At 65.4% G+C, this 15,366-nt stretch carries 12 protein-coding genes; 6 read left to right on the top strand and 6 right to left on the bottom strand.

All coding sequences use genetic code 11. The annotated features are described in order from the left end of the window. Positions 1–36 precede the first annotated feature (36 nt). A complete protein-coding gene (locus QX132_RS17350) occupies positions 37–1,311 on the top strand; it encodes a serine hydrolase domain-containing protein (protein ID WP_315812760.1) in 1,275 nt (424 codons plus the stop codon). Positions 1,312–1,553: 242 nt separating this feature from the next. Continuing rightward, complete coding sequence (locus QX132_RS17345) at positions 1,554–3,071, top strand: sensor histidine kinase (RefSeq protein ID WP_316162114.1); 1,518 nt, start codon at positions 1,554–1,556, stop codon at positions 3,069–3,071. Between the two features lie 6 nt (positions 3,072–3,077). On the opposite strand, the gene QX132_RS17340 is transcribed toward QX132_RS17345, so the two are convergent. Both QX132_RS17340 and QX132_RS17335 read right to left on the bottom strand, forming a co-directional pair. After that, positions 3,078–3,812, bottom strand: a complete 735-nt coding sequence (locus tag QX132_RS17340; protein ID WP_315758506.1) for a cytochrome c biogenesis CcdA family protein — start codon at positions 3,810–3,812, stop codon at positions 3,078–3,080. Between the two features lie 304 nt (positions 3,813–4,116). Further along, on the bottom strand, positions 4,117–4,362 hold the full coding sequence (locus tag QX132_RS17335; protein WP_315737708.1) for a hypothetical protein: 246 nt from the start codon (positions 4,360–4,362) through the stop codon (positions 4,117–4,119). Positions 4,363–4,846: 484 nt separating this feature from the next. Between QX132_RS17335 and QX132_RS17330 the strand changes: the two genes are divergently transcribed. From QX132_RS17330 to QX132_RS17320, 3 genes are all read left to right on the top strand, one after another. Beyond that, a complete protein-coding gene (locus QX132_RS17330; RefSeq protein ID WP_315799032.1) occupies positions 4,847–6,067 on the top strand; it encodes a LysR family transcriptional regulator in 1,221 nt (406 codons plus the stop codon). Positions 6,068–6,074: 7 nt separating this feature from the next. Next, positions 6,075–6,470, top strand: coding sequence for a helix-turn-helix domain-containing protein (locus QX132_RS17325; RefSeq protein ID WP_015668220.1), 396 nt, complete (start codon positions 6,075–6,077; stop codon positions 6,468–6,470). 441 nt (positions 6,471–6,911) lie between these two features. Beyond that, positions 6,912–7,733: an enoyl-CoA hydratase gene (locus tag QX132_RS17320; protein WP_316162112.1), complete on the top strand. Its 822-nt coding sequence runs from the start codon at positions 6,912–6,914 to the stop codon at positions 7,731–7,733. Positions 7,734–7,836: 103 nt separating this feature from the next. Here QX132_RS17320 and QX132_RS17315 read toward each other — a convergent pair whose 3' ends face one another. From QX132_RS17315 to QX132_RS17305, 3 genes are all read right to left on the bottom strand, one after another. Beyond that, positions 7,837–8,916, bottom strand: a complete 1,080-nt coding sequence (locus QX132_RS17315) for an isocitrate/isopropylmalate dehydrogenase family protein (protein WP_315758501.1) — start codon at positions 8,914–8,916, stop codon at positions 7,837–7,839. A 126-nt stretch (positions 8,917–9,042) separates the two neighbouring features. Then, the gene (locus QX132_RS17310) at positions 9,043–10,110 is read right to left on the bottom strand and encodes an alcohol dehydrogenase (protein WP_315776388.1); all 1,068 of its coding nucleotides are present in this window, start codon (positions 10,108–10,110) and stop codon (positions 9,043–9,045) included. Between the two features lie 229 nt (positions 10,111–10,339). Beyond that, the gene (locus tag QX132_RS17305; protein WP_410052869.1) at positions 10,340–11,509 is read right to left on the bottom strand and encodes a CaiB/BaiF CoA transferase family protein; all 1,170 of its coding nucleotides are present in this window, start codon (positions 11,507–11,509) and stop codon (positions 10,340–10,342) included. 238 nt (positions 11,510–11,747) lie between these two features. Between QX132_RS17305 and glgA the strand changes: the two genes are divergently transcribed. Then, positions 11,748–13,163: a glycogen synthase GlgA gene (gene glgA / locus QX132_RS17300; RefSeq protein ID WP_316162111.1), complete on the top strand. Its 1,416-nt coding sequence runs from the start codon at positions 11,748–11,750 to the stop codon at positions 13,161–13,163. A gap of 157 nt (positions 13,164–13,320) precedes the next feature. Here glgA and QX132_RS17295 read toward each other — a convergent pair whose 3' ends face one another. Beyond that, positions 13,321–15,336, bottom strand: coding sequence for a methyl-accepting chemotaxis protein (locus QX132_RS17295; RefSeq protein WP_410052871.1), 2,016 nt, complete (start codon positions 15,334–15,336; stop codon positions 13,321–13,323). Positions 15,337–15,366 lie beyond the last annotated feature (30 nt).

Below are 15,366 nucleotides of genomic sequence, written 5' to 3'. Positions count from 1 at the left end.
CAGGCCGCCAGAAACCGATCATAGCGGAGACGCCCGATGCTCGCCCCGACACCCGCCTCGCCCGAAACCGTCGGCATGTCGAAAGCCGCGCTCGATCGCATCGATGCCCATCTGCGGCAGCGCTATATCGAGGCCGGCCGCTTTCCCGGGACGCAGTTGATGGTCTATCGCCGCGGCAAGATCGTGCATGCGAGCTCGCTCGGCTATGCCGACGTCGAGCGCAAGGTCCCGGTCAGGGACGACACGATCTACCGCATCTATTCGATGACCAAGCCGATCACCTCGGTCGCCTTCATGATGCTGGTCGAGGAAGGCAAGGTCGCGCTCGACGAGCCGGTCGCGAAATACATTCCGGAGTGGAAAAATCTGGGCGTGTTCGTCGCCGGCACCGCGCCGGCCTTTGTCAGCCGGCCGCCGGCGCGGCCGATGCTGATCGTCGACCTCTTGCGCCACACCTCCGGCCTCACCTACGGCTTCCAGCAGCGCTCGAACGTCGATGCCGCGTATCGCGACGCCAAGATCGGCGCGGTCGAAAAGGCAGGAACGTTGCAGTCGATGATCGACGACCTGTCGCTCATTCCGCTGGAGTTCTCGCCGGGGGAAGCCTGGAACTACTCGGTCTCCACCGACGTGGTCGGCTATCTCGTCGGCAAGATCGCCGACAAGCCGTTCGAGCAAGTGCTGAAAGAGCGCATCTTCGATCCGCTCGGCATGAGCGACACCGACTTCCACGTCCCCGCCGCGAAGGCGCACCGGCTGGCGGCGTGCTACTCGGCCGATGCCGGCGGCGCCTTGTCGTTCCACGCGGCCGATCGCAAGGGCGGCCTGACCTTGCAGGACGATCCCGCCACCAGCTCTTTCTTGAGCCCGCCCGACTTCATCTCAGGCGGCGGCGGTCTGTGCTCGACCACGGCGGACTATCTGACGTTCTGCCGCGCGCTGGTCAATGGCGGCGAGCTCGGCGGGGTCAGGCTGCTCGGCCCGAAGACGCTGAAGCTGATGACCTCGAACCATCTGCCGGGCGGCGTCGACCTGCCGGCGCTGTCGCGCTCGATGTTCGCGGAAGCGGCCTATAACGGCATCGGCTTCGGTCTCGGCTTCTCGGTGACGATGGATCCGGCCAAGACGCTCATTCCAGGCAGCGCCGGAGAATATGCCTGGGGTGGTGCGGCCTCCACCGCGTTCTGGATCGATCCGGCCGAGGAGCTGATCACGATCTTCATGACCCAGGTGCTGCCGTCGAGCGCCTATCCGATCCGCCGCGAACTGCGCACGATGGTGTATGCGGCCATCAGCGAGAGCAACGTCTAGGAGAGGCGCTGTGGCGGTAAAGCCGCTCAGGGAACCGGCGATCGCCGCGCGTTGCGCTTGGCGTGCACGCGGTGCTCTCCTATGCTGACAGTCATGTGAACGGTTGCAACCGCCGAGCCCTTGCGGAGGCAGCCGCTCCAGCCTGAAATGCGCTCGCTGCACAAGTTCGCCTCCGCCCGACGCACCTCCCGCCTGCGTCAGTCCCAACGGCGATCAGCAGCGCCAGCTCAAACGGGGCATCCGTGCCAAAACTCTCCCTGCCGATCCGGCTTGCTCTTCTGGTCGCAGGGACCACGCTGCCGCTCATCCTGTTCGCAGGCGGAATCGTCTTGCACAACTACATGCAGGACCGCAGCGACGCCCGTCAGCGCGTGCTGGAGACGGTGCGCAGCATCCGGCTGACGCTCGATGCGGAAATGCAGCGCATGACTGGCGGCGTCCAGGTGCTGGCGCTGACCGATGCCCTGACCACCGGCGATTTCGAACGCTTCCGCCCGATCGCGATGGGCTTCCTCGAGCAGTACGGCAAGAACGGCACGATCGTGGTCGCCGACCGCAACGGACGCCAGCTGTTCTCGTCGGCGACGACGGATACGGCTCACCTGCCGACGCGCAACAACCGCGAGATCACCCGCCGCGTGTTCGAGACCCGGCAGCCGCAATATTCCGACCTTTTCTACGGCGTCGTGAAGAAGAGCCTGATCGTCACCGTCGAGGTGCCCGTCTTTCGCGACGGCGAAGTCGTCTATGACATCTCGTTCAGCCCGCCGATCGAGATGTTCCAGACCATCCTGGAAAAGCAGCGGCCGAACCCGGACTGGACCTTGTCGCTGCTCGACCGCAAGGCGACCGTATTCGCACGCGTGCCAAATCCGGCGGACACGATAGGCAAGCAGGCCTCGCCATCGGTGTTTGATCGCATGCGCAGCGAGCAGGAGGCGACGCTGTCGAGCGTATCGCTCGAGGGCGTGCCGCTGCTGTCGAGCTTCACCCATTCCACCCTCACCGGATGGACCATCGGCGCCGGCATCGCCGAGGATTCGCTTGTGGCGCCGCTGTGGCGCAACCTCGCCGTCACCAGCCTGCTCGGCGGCATCATGCTGGCGATCGGTCTGGCCTTCGCGGTGCGGATGGCGACGACGATCGCGCGCGCCGAGATGCTGCACGACCTGCTGATCGAGGAGCTCAATCACCGGGTCAAGAACACGCTGGCGATCCTGCAGGCGATCGCGGTGCAGACCTTCCGCAGCGCCAGCCGCCATGAGCGTGAGAAGTTCGAGGGCCGGCTCGGCGCGCTCGCCGAGGCGCATAATCTGCTCAGCAAGGAGAAATGGCAGGGCTCCGAGCTGCAGGACGTGATCGAGCGCGTGCTCAAGCCCTACCGCCTCAACACGCCCGACCGTATCGGGATTTCCGGCCCGAAGGTGGCGCTGTCGCCGCGGCTCGCCGTCGTGCTGTCGATGATCGTGCACGAGATCGCAACCAACGCCGCCAAATATGGTGCGCTCTCCAACGACACCGGCACGGTCGATCTGTCCTGGGAGCTGGCGAGCGCGGCCGACGCGGCGAAGAAGCTGCCGGCACGGCTGCGGCTGGTGTGGCAGGAAACCGGCGGCCCGGTGGTCTCGGCGCCGATCCAGCGCGGCTTCGGCTCCCGCCTGATCGAGCGCAGCGCGCGCGATCAGCTCGGCGGCGAGGCCACGGTCGACTTCCTGCCGCCGGGCGTGGTCTACACCATCACCTGCAAGCTCGACGATTGAGCCGCATCAGCCGAACCTCTGCAGCGCCGGGAACGTCTCGAGCAGCCAAATGCTGAAGGTCGAGACCGCGCCGGTGAGAAAGCCGATGCCGGTGGCGATCATCAGCACGCCCATCGCGCGCTCGATGTTCACGAGATGGCCACGCATGCGGATGAACAGCGCCGAGAACTGTTCGATCATGAACGCCGCGACCAGGAACGGAATGCCGAGGCCGGCGGAATAGACGGCAAGAAGCCCGGCCCCCTTGGCGACTGTCGTCTCCGCGGCTGCGATCGAGAGGATCGCCGCCAGGATCGGCCCGATGCACGGCGTCCAGCCGAAGGCGAAGGCGAGCCCCATGACGTAGGCGCCCCACAGGCCGACCGGCTTGGGGATCGGCAGCCGACCTTCGCGCATCAGGAACGCGATCCGGGTCAGGCCGAGGAAGTGCAGGCCCATCACGATGATGACGATGCCGGCGAGAATGGACAACTGCTCCGACCAGGCCCGGATCAGGCCGCCGATCAGCGAAGCGCTCGCCCCCAACATCACGAACACGGTCGAGAAGCCCAGCACGAACAGTGCAGCCGAGATCATCACGGCGCGGCGCGACGCGGCCGGAGGCTCCTCGCTCTCGATGTGCTCGATCGTGGCGCCGGTGAGATAGACCAGATAAGGCGGAACCAGCGGTAGCACGCAGGGCGAAAGAAAACTGACCAGGCCAGCAATGAACGCGGCCGGAATCGATACGTTCTGGATCATGCGAGTCCCGCGATACGCCCCTCCAGGCGCAAGCCGGGGCACGACGCTTCTTGCCGCCGATGCCGGGAATACGCAACAGACGTGCCGAAGTTACGGCGGCCACCGATGATCACCGCCTGCGGGCTTTCGCGAGGACAGAGCCCGACGTCCCCGGATCGGGGGCCTCATTGGCGAAGTCCCCCGCCGCGATGGGAGTGTCCGCCTCGTTCCAACCGGCTCGTCTGCGAGCCGGTGCGCGCTCACTGTGGGATCACGACATATCACAAATGCGCTAAATGCACCCTTGTGCACACATCGAACTGTGCTATTTCACCACTCGAAGCAACGGTGGCCGGCGCTGACCCGGCTGTAGCTTCGCATCGCGCAGCTTGTCGGGATTGTCAGCTTGAACCATCTCATCGCAGAGCGATTTCAGATCGTCTTCGCTCAGACGGTTCAGCTTCATACGCAGGTCGAGGATGGCAACCGAGACCAAATGTGCCGATTCGCGATTGCCCGTTGCCGCGAGCATGGCGCGGCACTGCTCCAGGGATGCAAGCACTGCAAGCATTTGTTCGTCTGAATTGGCCACAGGCGTCGTTTCCGTTCTAGCGTGCGACGAGATGGAGCCGAGCAACTCCCGACTCGCGGATGGCTTCCAAATACGTCATGTCCTTGCTCCCCTGCGCTTTGCCCATGCGGCTCAGTCCTGGCATGACGCAGGGTGAAGATACGCCACCGCTCCCGGCATTCGATGAGTCAGCGCCACGATCCGTTCATCAAGATAGCATGACAACGGACCATCTTCGAATACCATTTCATTGCGGTCCAGGCAAAAACCGTCGATCTTAGAGTCGATCTTAGATTCGACTCGCGCTAAGCGTGTCCTTGTCCTACATGATGTGTCAGACCGCGCGTCTGCCGCCGGTAAGACCATGCTGCAGAGAACTGAAGGTAGCAGACTCATCGACCCTCGATCGCTCAACCAAATCATGGCACGAACGTGTCTTGCCCGTAATTTATCGGAATCACTCTAGCAGGCGGAGAGAGCTTGTATGCGCGTTGCGGCGGAACGGGGCGTTCCTCAGAAGGAACGCCAGGACCTAGCCGAGACCCCTGCGACGCTGGCGCCAGGGGAGCACGGCGACTCGTCTGCTGCGGCAGGATCGAGCATCGAACTGAGCCGAGAGAGTGGCGGCGCCAGGGGCGCAGCGGCGAGCAAGCCGGCAAGAACTGTGACGGGCCGGGCCCCCCCGGCAAAGTCAACCATGAGCAAATCGGCGCTGGCAAGTCTCACCGACTGGGATGCAGCGCGGATCTTCCTCGAGGTTGTCAGGGCCGGCAGCTTCCGCTCCGCGGCCGAGCGGCTGACGCTCTCGATCAATGCCGTACGGCGGCGCATCGATGATTTCGAGCGGCAGATCGGCGCGACGCTGTTCACGCGCGATGTCCACGGCGCTCGGCTGACCGACGAAGGCGCGCTGGTGGTCTCCGCCGTCGAGCACATGGAGGCCGCGTCATTCGAACTGCTGCGCGCGGGCGATGGTCTCGCCGGCGCTGCGTCGGGCGAGGTCCGAGTCGCGGTGACCGAGGGGCTCGGCACGTTCTGGCTGGCGCCCCGGCTGGTCGAATTTCAGCAGAGCTTCCCCAACGTCATGGTCGACCTCTATTGCGCGATGCGCTCGGCCGATGTGTCGCGTCACGAGGCCGATGTCGCCATCCACCTCACCCGGCCGGCGGCGCTCGACGTCAAGCTGGTCCGGCTCGGCCGCATGCACCTGATGTGCTTTGCGAGCGAGAAATATCTGGAGATATTTGGCATCCCAAAGACGATTGACGATCTCGTCAAACATCGCTTGGTTCTGCAGGTGGCGGACGAAGCCGCCGCCAACGCCGCCTTCGCCACCATCTTTCCCGGTTTTGAGCAGCGGGACCTGATCGCGATGACCACCAATGTCTCGAGCGCCAATTACTGGGCGGTGGCGCACGGCGCCGGTATTGGAGTCTTCCCAACCTACGCGAGTGCCCTGGGCGGGAAGATCATACCGCTTGAGGTTGATCTCAAGTGGTCCTACGACATCTGGCTGTCTTACCATGCCACCACTGGACGCATCCCTAGGGTGCGTCACATGATCGACTGGCTGGTGGAGGCCTTTAACCCTGGCAAATACCCGTGGTTTAAGGACGAATTCATCCATCCACAGCAACTTAAAACAGTATATATGGGTGAACCCCTGACCCATCTTTTCGGGGGCTTTCCGATGGAAGGACGGTAAAATCAGTATGAACAAATCAGCGGCAAAGAAAATGAAGCAGCGCAGTGCGGGCAAGCCCGACATCGAGCTCGGCAAGCGGATTCGCCTGCGGCGTGTAGAGCAGAAGATCTCGCAGGCTGAGCTCGGCGAGAAGCTCGGCGTGAGCTTCCAGCAGGTCCAGAAGTACGAGAAGGGCGTCAACCGGGTCGGCGCTGCGCGTCTGCAGCAGATCGCCACCGCGCTCGACGTGCCCGTGACGTTCTTCTACGACGGCGACAGCAAGGCCCGTGAGGTCGAGAGCCTCCTGTTCCTGGACAGCGCCTTCAGCCTGCGGTTGCTGCGCGCCTACAGCAAGATCAAGGACCAGACGGTACAACGTCAGCTGGTATCCTTGATGGAATCGATCGCAGCGAACGAAGAATAGGCAAGGCTGTCTGATCCGTCAGACAGGTCTGCCCGTGATGGTTATGGGCCATCTTCGCTCGAGGGCGCAACTTGGGGGCGCCAGGCGATCTGCCAGCTCGGGCGAGTTCACTGCCTCGGCTCAAGGCCGAGCGATCGGCGTGGCCGACACACCGGCCCTTCTCGTCCGCCCAGCGATCGCTGCGCGGTCTGAGGCTTCGTCGCCTTTATTTTTTCGTGCTCCCCTGCCGTCATAGGAAGTGGCGGCATGCCGGCGTTTCGGTCCCGTCCGGCCGACGCTGATCGTGAAGGGCTCGCGTTCTCTCCTGGACGATCCGTGCACAGGTCGAGAGCATCGGCCCGGACGTCCCTTGCCTGCCCATCATGTCCTGAACCCACATTGACGCCGTCACCGGCGCGGTGAACGATGCCGGCCGCCTGCCCTCCTGCCGACGGACCCTCCATGCCGATCATCTCCGAGCTCCCCACCACCTTCGCCGGGGACAAGATCCTCATGACCAGAGCGGGCGATGGCGTCGGCATCATCACCATCAACAACCCGGACAAACGCAATGCGATGTCGCTGGAGATGTGGGAGGGGCTCGGCCAGGCGCTGGTGGCGCTGCGCGACGACGAGGCGATCCGGGTCGTGGTGCTGACCGGCGCCGGCGACAAGGCCTTCGTGTCCGGCGCCGACATCAGCCAGTTCGAGCAGAGCCGCCACAACGCCGCAGCCTCCGAGGCCTATGCCGAGCGAAGCGCCGCCCAGCGGGCGCTGCTCGCCGGCTACCCGAAGCCGACGATCGCCTGCATCCGCGGCTTCTGCCTCGGAGGCGGCCTGCAGATCGCGATGCTGACCGACATGCGCTTCGCCGCCGCGGACAGCCAGTTCGGCATCCCCGCCGCCAGGCTCGGCATCGCCTACGGTTACGACGGTCTCCGCAATCTGGTGTCCCTGGTCGGCCCGTCGCAGGCGCGGCTGCTGCTCTATACGGGCCAGCGGATCGATGCCGCGGAGGCGCTGCGGATCGGCCTCGTCGATCGGATGATGAGCATCGACGAGCTGCTGCCGGCCACGCTGGAGATCGCCCGCACCATTGCCGGCAATGCGCCGCTGGCGGTTAAGGCCGCCAAGATCACCATCGCCGAAGTGCTGAAGGACGAAAGCCGCCGCGACACAGCCGCGATCAAGCGGATTGGCGATGCCTGCATGGATTCGGAGGATTTCCGCGAGGGCCGCCGCGCCTTCATGGAGAAGCGCAAGCCGGCCTTCAAGGGACGCTAATTAAATCATGATGCGTTTCCAAGAAAACGCATCATGATCCTATCTCTCATTGTTTGAGCATGATCGTTTCGGAAAACCGGTTCCCACTTTTCCGGATCATGCTCTAAAGCGCCTCCAGCACCGCCTTCGTGACGTCGATCGTGCCGGCATTGCCACCGAATTCGAACGGCTTGAGGCCGGATGCATAGACCTGGTCGACGGCCTGCTCGATCCGCTGGGCCGCCTCGGCTGCGCCCTCGATGCCATGGGTGTCCGCCAGCCAGTCCAGCATCATCGCGGCCGACAGGATCATCGCGGTCGGGTTGGCCTTGCCCTGCCCCATGATGTCGGGCGCGGTGCCGTGGCAGGGCTGGAACACCGCATGGCGGTCGCCGATGTCGGCCGAGGGCGCCATGCCCATGCCGCCGACGAGGCCGGCGGCGAGATCGGAGAGGATGTCGCCGAACATGTTCTCGGTGACCAGGACGTCGAAATCCCAGGGGCGCTTCACCAGCATCAACGCGCACGCATCGACGTAGAGATGATCTGCCTTCACATCCGGATGAAGCTGAGCGACCTCGTCGAAAATCTTGCGGAAGTAGGCGAAGGCCTTGAAGACGTTGGCCTTGTCGACGCAGGCTAATGTCCCCGAGCGGCCGCGATCCTTGCGGCGGGCGGCGAGCTTGAAGGAGAAGTTGAAGAGCCGCTCGGACGTCCTGCGGGTGATGACGAGCGTCTCGCGCGCCTCCTCATGTGTCACCACACCTTTGCCCATCGAGGCGAACAGGCCCTCGGTCGACTCGCGGATGACGACGAAGTCGATGCCGTGCTCGGCGGCGCCGACGATCGGGCTCGGCACGCCCGGAATCAGCCGCGCCGGCCGCACGCCGGCATAGAGATCGAAATGGAAGCGCAGCTCGATCTGCGGCGCGATCTCGGTGTTGTCGGGATAGCGCACCGACGGCAGACCGCAGGCGCCAAGCAGGATCGCGTCGGCCTGCTCGCACAGCCGGACCGTGGATTCGGCGATCGAGACCCCGGTCGCAAGATAATTGGTGGCGCCGGCCTGGGCCTCGGTGAAACGGAACGACAGGCCGGCCCTCGCCTCGACCTTGCGCAGCACCTCGAGCGCTGGCGCCATGACCTCCGGCCCGATGCCGTCGCCGGGAAGGACTGCGATGTGGAGTGCGTTGGTGGAGGGCATGTTTTCTTCACAATACGAGTGAGTTAGCTCGGTCATTGCGAGCGAAGCGACGCAATCCAGGACTCAGGTTGAGACTCTGGATTGCTTCGTCGCTTCGCTCCTCGCAATGACGGGATTGGCTGGGAGTTACGGCGTCAACACGGCGCGGCCGACGAGTTGGCCCTTCTGCAGCTCGCGCAGGGCATCGTTGGCCTTGGCGAGCGGCATCGGCGTCACCGGGATCGGCGCGATGTTCTTGGCGCGGACCAGATCGAGCAGCTCCTTCGTCTCGCGGAGATTGCCGACATAGCTGCCCTGGATGGTGACCGCCTTGATCGGAATGAGCGGCAGCGCCCACGGCGCACCGCCGCCGAACAGGCCGACGATGACCAGCTTGCCGCCCTTTGTCAGGCAGTCGAAGCCGAGCTGCGCGGTGGCGGCATTGCCGACCAGGTCGATGACGGCCCGGATCGGCTCGCCTGCGGCCTTGTTCAATTGCTCGAGCGCGTCCGGCGCCTTGCCGTCGACCGCCGCCAGCGCGCCGGCCGCCAACGCGGCCTCGCGCTTGCGCGCGTCGATATCGACCACGATCGCGCCCTTGCCGCCCATGGCCTTCAACAGCGACAGCGCCATCAGCCCGAGCCCGCCGGCGCCGAAGATCACGATCGGCGTGTCGAAATCCTTCTCGACCTTCTTGAGCGCGCTGTAGGTCGTCACGCCCGAGCAGGCGTAGGGCGCGGTCGTCACCGGATCGAGCCCCTTGAGATCGATCAGGTGGCGCGGATGCGGCACGGTCATGTGGTCGGCATAGCCGCCGTCGCAATAGACGCCGAGCGAGGCCGGCTTCAGGCACATGTTCTCGTCGCCGGCAAGGCACGTGGCACATTTGCCGCAGCCGATCCAGGGATAGACCAGCACGACGTCGCCGACCTTCAGCCCGCCCTTCTCGGCTTCGGTGACCTCGGGCCCGAACGCCACGATCTCACCGGCGCTCTCATGGCCCATGGTCCGCGGCAGCGACACGCCGCGATCCTTGAGGGACAGCGGCTTGCGGCCGTGGCCGAGATCATAGCCGCCTTCCCAGATGTGCAGATCGCTATGGCAGACGCCGGCCGCCTTCACCTTGATCAGCACCTGTTTGCCGAAGGGCTGCGGTGTCGGCTCGTCGACCTCGGTCAGCGGTGCATTGAAATCGGTGACCTTGAAGCTCTTCATGCTTTCACTCCCGTAGTCCGATGCGGGCGGGACCGGACGGCGCATCGACGGGACGAGCGGCGAGGCTGCGCGCGGCAACGTCGCCTTGGACCTCCTCCCGGCATGAGCGCGTCCGGCTGGTCCGGACTGTTCTTGCGATATCGCGACATTGGCTGGAAACACGTGGAGCGGCAAGGCTGCGCGCAACATGTGCGGTCATGGCAGCCCTGCAGCGGATTGGCTCACGAGCTCAAGGTCTTGCAGCGTCGCTTACGCCAGCCCCCCGCAGGATTTCCACGGTGTGCTCTCCGAGGCTTGCAGCCCGCGGGCCCGCCGCAACCTTTGCCTCCGACATCCGGAACGGCAGGTTGACGACCTTGAAGGTCCCGGCGGCATCCTCCACGTCGGCCAGCGCGCCGCGATGCGCGATCTGCGGATCGGCCAGCGCATCGGCCACGCTGCGGTAGGCCGAGCTGGGCACGCCGCCCGCGTTCAATGCGTCCAGGCATTGGGCGACGGTGAGCCGGCGCGACCAGGCCTCGACGCCATCCATCAGCGCGCCCCAGTTTGCCCGCCGGTCGGAATATTTTGCGAATCTGGGATCATCGACCCAGTCCGGATGTCCGATCACCGTCATCAGGTTCTGGAACGTCTTCTCGCTGGCGATGGCGATCATCACGAAGCCGTCGCGACACTCCGCCGGGCCGAAGGTCGGCCGCGACGGCTGCGCGACGGGAAATTGCGACCATTGGATCTCGTTCAAGGTCAGGCTCAGCATCGATTCCAGCATCGAGCAGTCGATGTGCTGGCCGCGGCCGGTGCGCTCGCGCTGATACAGGGCGGAGGCGATGGCGCCGAAGGCATAGGTCCCCGTCACCACGTCGGCGTGATAGATGCCGCAATAGTCAGGCCGGCTGCGCCCGGGCTGGTAGGCGAGATGCGCCATGTCATAGCCCGAGGCCGCGTGGATCACCGGCGCATAGGCCGGGAGCTCCGCCGAGGGGCCGGTCTGGCCGTAGCCGGAGATCGAGCAGTAGATCAGCTGCGGGTTCAATTTGCGCAAGGTCGCATCGTCGAGCCCGAGCCGCAGCATCACGCCGGGCCGGAAATTCTCGACCAGGATGTCGGCACCTGTGACGAGCCGACGCACCGCCTCGCCGCCGTCGCGCGATTTCAAATCGAGCACGACACTCTTCTTGCCGACGTTGAGCTGACCGAAGGCGGTGGAGCAGCCGCCGCGCATCGGAGGCCGGATGCGCATGGTTTCACCTTCGGCTGACTCGATCTTGATCACCTCCGCACCCATGTCTGCAAGCATGCGTGCACAATGCGGGCCGGCGATCGTGGTCGAAAAATCCAGGACGCGCAGCCCCGCGAAGCATCCTGTCAAACGGCTCTCATCGTTTCCAACTAGACTCACGAGCGCAGCTCCCTGGTGGAGTTCTCTTTTCCGCACGCCGAAGCCGGCATGATCCACTTCCTCTTCGCCGATTCACGAAGCGTAAGCCATCGGGCGCGGTGCGTGGGGAGTCTAGTTCGAACCATTCGATGTCGAAAGCGTTTGGCCTTCCGCCGCGGTGGGGCGACGCTTTTCTTCACGACTGAATTTGGACCTTTTCTTGCATAGGACGAACATGGGGCTTGATCGAGGACATCTCTTGCGGGTTCTGTTCGTTACGACCGAAATGGACGATTTCGTCCGGGTGGGCGGACTGGCTGCCGTTTCGGCGGCACTCCCCCGGGCACTGCGCTCACACACCGACGTCAGGATCATGCTGCCCGGCTACCGGGACGTGATCGAGCAACTCACTCACATCGAGATCGTCGGCCAATGCGCTCCTCTGGCAGAGATGCCAGGCTGCGCGCTGGGACGGTCTTCGACCCGCGACGGCCTGCCGGTCTACGTCCTGCTCTGCGACGAGCTCTATGACCGTCCGGGCAATCCCTACGGCGACGAGAACGGGCAGGACTGGGCGGACAACGACATCCGCTTCGGCCGTCTCGCCGCCGCCGCTGCCGAGCTGGCGGCGGGCACGCTGGATGAGAACTGGGCAGCCGATCTGGTGCACGCCAACGATTGGCAGGCCGCATTGGTGCCGGCCTATCTGGCATGGCGCGGGGTCGAGGTTCCCTCGATCCTGACCATCCACAACCTCGCCTATCAGGGCCTGTTCCCGCGCGAGTCGCTGCGCCGGATCGGCGCCCCCGAATCCTCGTTCCACATCGACGGTCTGGAGTTCTACGACAAGCTGTCCTTTCTCAAGGGCGGCCTGGTCTATGCGTCGCATCTCACCACGGTCAGCTCGACCTATGCGCAGGAGATCACGACGCCGGAGCTCGGCTGCGGGCTGGAGGGCCTGCTCCGGCAGCGCTCCAACGCCCATGAGCTGACCGGCATTCTCAACGGCATCGACGAGAGCTGGGATCCCCGTTACTGCCAGCAGCTGGCGCAGCCCTTCGCCGCCGGCGACTGGAAGGGCAAGAAGGCCAACGCCGACTACGTCCGCAAGCAGTTCGGCCTCGCCGTGTCGCGCGGTCCGATGTTCGGCATCGTCGCGCGCCTCGTCCATCAGAAGGGCATCGACCTGGTGCTGGAAGCCGCCGACGAGATCGTCGGCGCCGGCGGCCAGATCGTGGTCACCGGCACCGGCGAGCCCGCCATCGAGCGCGCGCTGATGGAGGCTCACCGCCGCCGGCCGGACGCGATCGGGGTCGCCATTGGCTTCAACGATGCGCAGGCGCGGCGCATCTTCGCCGGCAGCGACTTCACCCTGATGCCGTCGCGCTTCGAGCCCTGCGGCCTGAGCCAGATGTATGCCCAGCGCTTCGGCTCGCTGCCGATCGGCCACCAGACCGGCGGCCTCGCCGAGACCATCACCGATGGCGAGACCGGATTCCTGTTCGAGAAGCCGTCGGCGGAATCCTTCCTCGGCGGGGTGAAGCGCGCGTTTTCGGCGTTCACCAGCACCGAACGGCTGAACGAGATGCGGCTGTCAGCGATGGCACGCTCCTTCAGCTGGAACCTGTCGGCCGCCTGCTACAACGCGCTGTACCGGAAGATGCTGGCGTCGTAGCCCGCTCCCGTAGCCCGGATGAGCGAAGCGACATCCAGGTTCATCTCGTCCTGTCGAACAGGCCCCGGATATCGCTTCGCTCATCCGGGCTACGGTCAAACAACAAAAGCCCGGACGTCGTCCGGGCTTTTTCTTGTGCGCTTGAAAGGCGGGCTTCTTACGCTGCGCGGACCGCTTCCAGGAAGCTGCCGACCTCGCGCTTGAGCCGGTTGGAATCTCCGGCGAGCGACTTGGCCGATGACAGCACCTCGGCGGAGGCCGAGCCGGTCTGCGAGGCGCCGCGCTGCACGTCCGTGATGTTGGACGAGACCTGCTGGGTGCCGTGGGCGGCCTGCTGCACGTTGCGGGAGATTTCCTGCGTCGCAGCCCCCTGCTCTTCGACCGCCGCCGCAATGGCCGCGCCGATCTCGGCAAGCCGCTCGATCGTCGAGCTGATCGCCTGGATCGAATTCACCGATTCCTGCGTCGCGGCCTGCACGCCTGAGATCTGCTGCGAGATCTCCTCGGTCGCCTTCGCCGTCTGCTCGGCCAGCGCCTTGACCTCGGTCGCGACCACCGCGAAACCGCGCCCGGCGTCGCCCGCGCGCGCCGCCTCGATGGTGGCGTTGAGTGCGAGGAGATTGGTCTGTCCGGCAATGCTGTTGATGAGCTCGACGACGTCGCCGATGCGGGCTGCGGCCTGCGACAATTCAGCGACGCGCCCATTGGTCTGGCGCACCTGCTGCACGGCGTCGCCGGCCATGCGCGCCGACGCCTGGACCTGACGGCTGATCTCGGTCACCGACGAGGAGAGCTCCTCGGTGGCGGAGGCGACCGACTGAACGTTGGCGGAAGCTTCCTCCGACGCAGCCGCCACCACAGTGCTGAGCTCCTGCGAGCGGTTGGCGGTGTTTGTCAGCATATCCGCCGACGTTTCGAGGCCCGAGGCCGCCGACGACACGGTGTTGACGATGTCGGCGATCGTCGACTCGAAGTTGCGCGTCAGCGCATCCAGCCGCCGGGCCCGATCGATCTGCGCCTGTGCGTCGCGCTGCGCGGCCTCGTCCGAGGCCTTCTTGGCGATCAGCGCATCCTTGAAGATCTTCAGGGCGCGCGCCATCGCGCCGATCTCGTCCTTGCGGGACTCGTTCGGAATGTCGGCGCTCAGCTCGCCATTGGCGAGCCGCAGGGTCACGCCGGTCAGTCCGACCAGCGGGCCGACGACGCCACGGACGATGCCGATGACCACGGCGACCGACACGATTGCCACCAGCAGCAGAACGCCGAGCGCGATGAACAGCCGCAGCCGCGCCGCGCCGATGGCCTGATCGATGGCCTGATGCGCGGACTTGAGCGCAGCATCGCGCAGCACGATGACGTTGTTCAGCATCGGCGTCGTCCAGCGGCCCCACTCCTCCGCCGTGACCGGCGACGGCTGTCCGTCGCGCCCCGCCGTGACGAGTTGACGGTAGCGCTGTTCGCCCGCGCCCATCAGGGTCGTGCGAACGTGCTCGAGCGCTGCGGACACTTCCGGCGTATTGCGAACGCTGCGCGCCGCAAGCTCGATCTGCTGCCACAGCAACGTCACCTGGCCGCTCTGCTCGGTCACCTCGGCAAGACGCGCCGGGGTCCAGCTGGTGTTCTGGATGAAGAAGCGCAACACGGCGGAGCGCGCGCCGTTGATCGTGCGCATCGATTGCGCCAATTGCGCAAGCTGGGCCGACGGCAACAGGTTCTCGATCTCGCCGCCGGCCCGCGACAGCTCGATCGCGGACTCGTCGATGGCGGCATTCAGAGACTCGGCCGCGCGACCGAGGCCATCCGTGGTCGTCGCCTGGATGTTCGCCGGACGCTGCGCGGCCGGAAGCGGTGCCGCGCTGCGCGCCGCGGAACGGACGCCGCGCAATGTCGTCGCTGCGGCATCGAGATTGGTGGTCGGCAGTCCCGCTACTTGCGCGGCGGTCTTGGCCTGGACCAGCGACTCGTCCGTCGTGGCGATGGCCTTGTCGAGCTTGGCGACATCATCCGCCGAGGCGGACCCGGCCGCCGCGAGCAGATTCCACTGGCCGCGCTCGAGCGGGATCTGCGCATTGACCTTCAGTGCCAGCTCGAAGGCGTCCAGAACCCGTGCCGCCTGCTCGCGCTTGCGCAAGTCGCCCCACCCGCTCCATGCGAGCGCAAAGGCGAAGGCCATCGCGAAGAAGCCGGTCAGCAGATTGCCGGC

It is taken from the genome of Bradyrhizobium sp. SZCCHNRI20481 (genome assembly GCF_032485055.1).
GTDB lineage: Bacteria > Pseudomonadota > Alphaproteobacteria > Rhizobiales > Xanthobacteraceae > Bradyrhizobium.
Note: the sequence above shows the minus strand (reverse complement) of the source record. Positions and strands in the feature narration are given on the sequence as shown.

What these genes read in the sequence shown, in the direction of transcription:
- QX132_RS17350 (WP_315812760.1), top strand. Translation starts at nt 37, where the DNA reads ATGCTCGCCCCGACACCCGCCTCGCCCGAAACCGTCGGCATGTCGAAA.
- QX132_RS17340 (WP_315758506.1), bottom strand. Translation starts at nt 3,812, where the DNA reads ATGATCCAGAACGTATCGATTCCGGCCGCGTTCATTGCTGGCCTGGTC.
- QX132_RS17335 (WP_315737708.1), bottom strand. Translation starts at nt 4,362, where the DNA reads ATGCTTGCAGTGCTTGCATCCCTGGAGCAGTGCCGCGCCATGCTCGCG.
- QX132_RS17330 (WP_315799032.1), top strand. Translation starts at nt 4,847, where the DNA reads ATGCGCGTTGCGGCGGAACGGGGCGTTCCTCAGAAGGAACGCCAGGAC.
- QX132_RS17325 (WP_015668220.1), top strand. Translation starts at nt 6,075, where the DNA reads ATGAACAAATCAGCGGCAAAGAAAATGAAGCAGCGCAGTGCGGGCAAG.
- QX132_RS17320 (WP_316162112.1), top strand. Translation starts at nt 6,912, where the DNA reads ATGCCGATCATCTCCGAGCTCCCCACCACCTTCGCCGGGGACAAGATC.
- QX132_RS17315 (WP_315758501.1), bottom strand. Translation starts at nt 8,916, where the DNA reads ATGCCCTCCACCAACGCACTCCACATCGCAGTCCTTCCCGGCGACGGC.
- QX132_RS17310 (WP_315776388.1), bottom strand. Translation starts at nt 10,110, where the DNA reads ATGAAGAGCTTCAAGGTCACCGATTTCAATGCACCGCTGACCGAGGTC.
- QX132_RS17295 (WP_410052871.1), bottom strand. Translation starts at nt 15,336, where the DNA reads ATGGCCTTCGCCTTTGCGCTCGCATGGAGCGGGTGGGGCGACTTGCGC.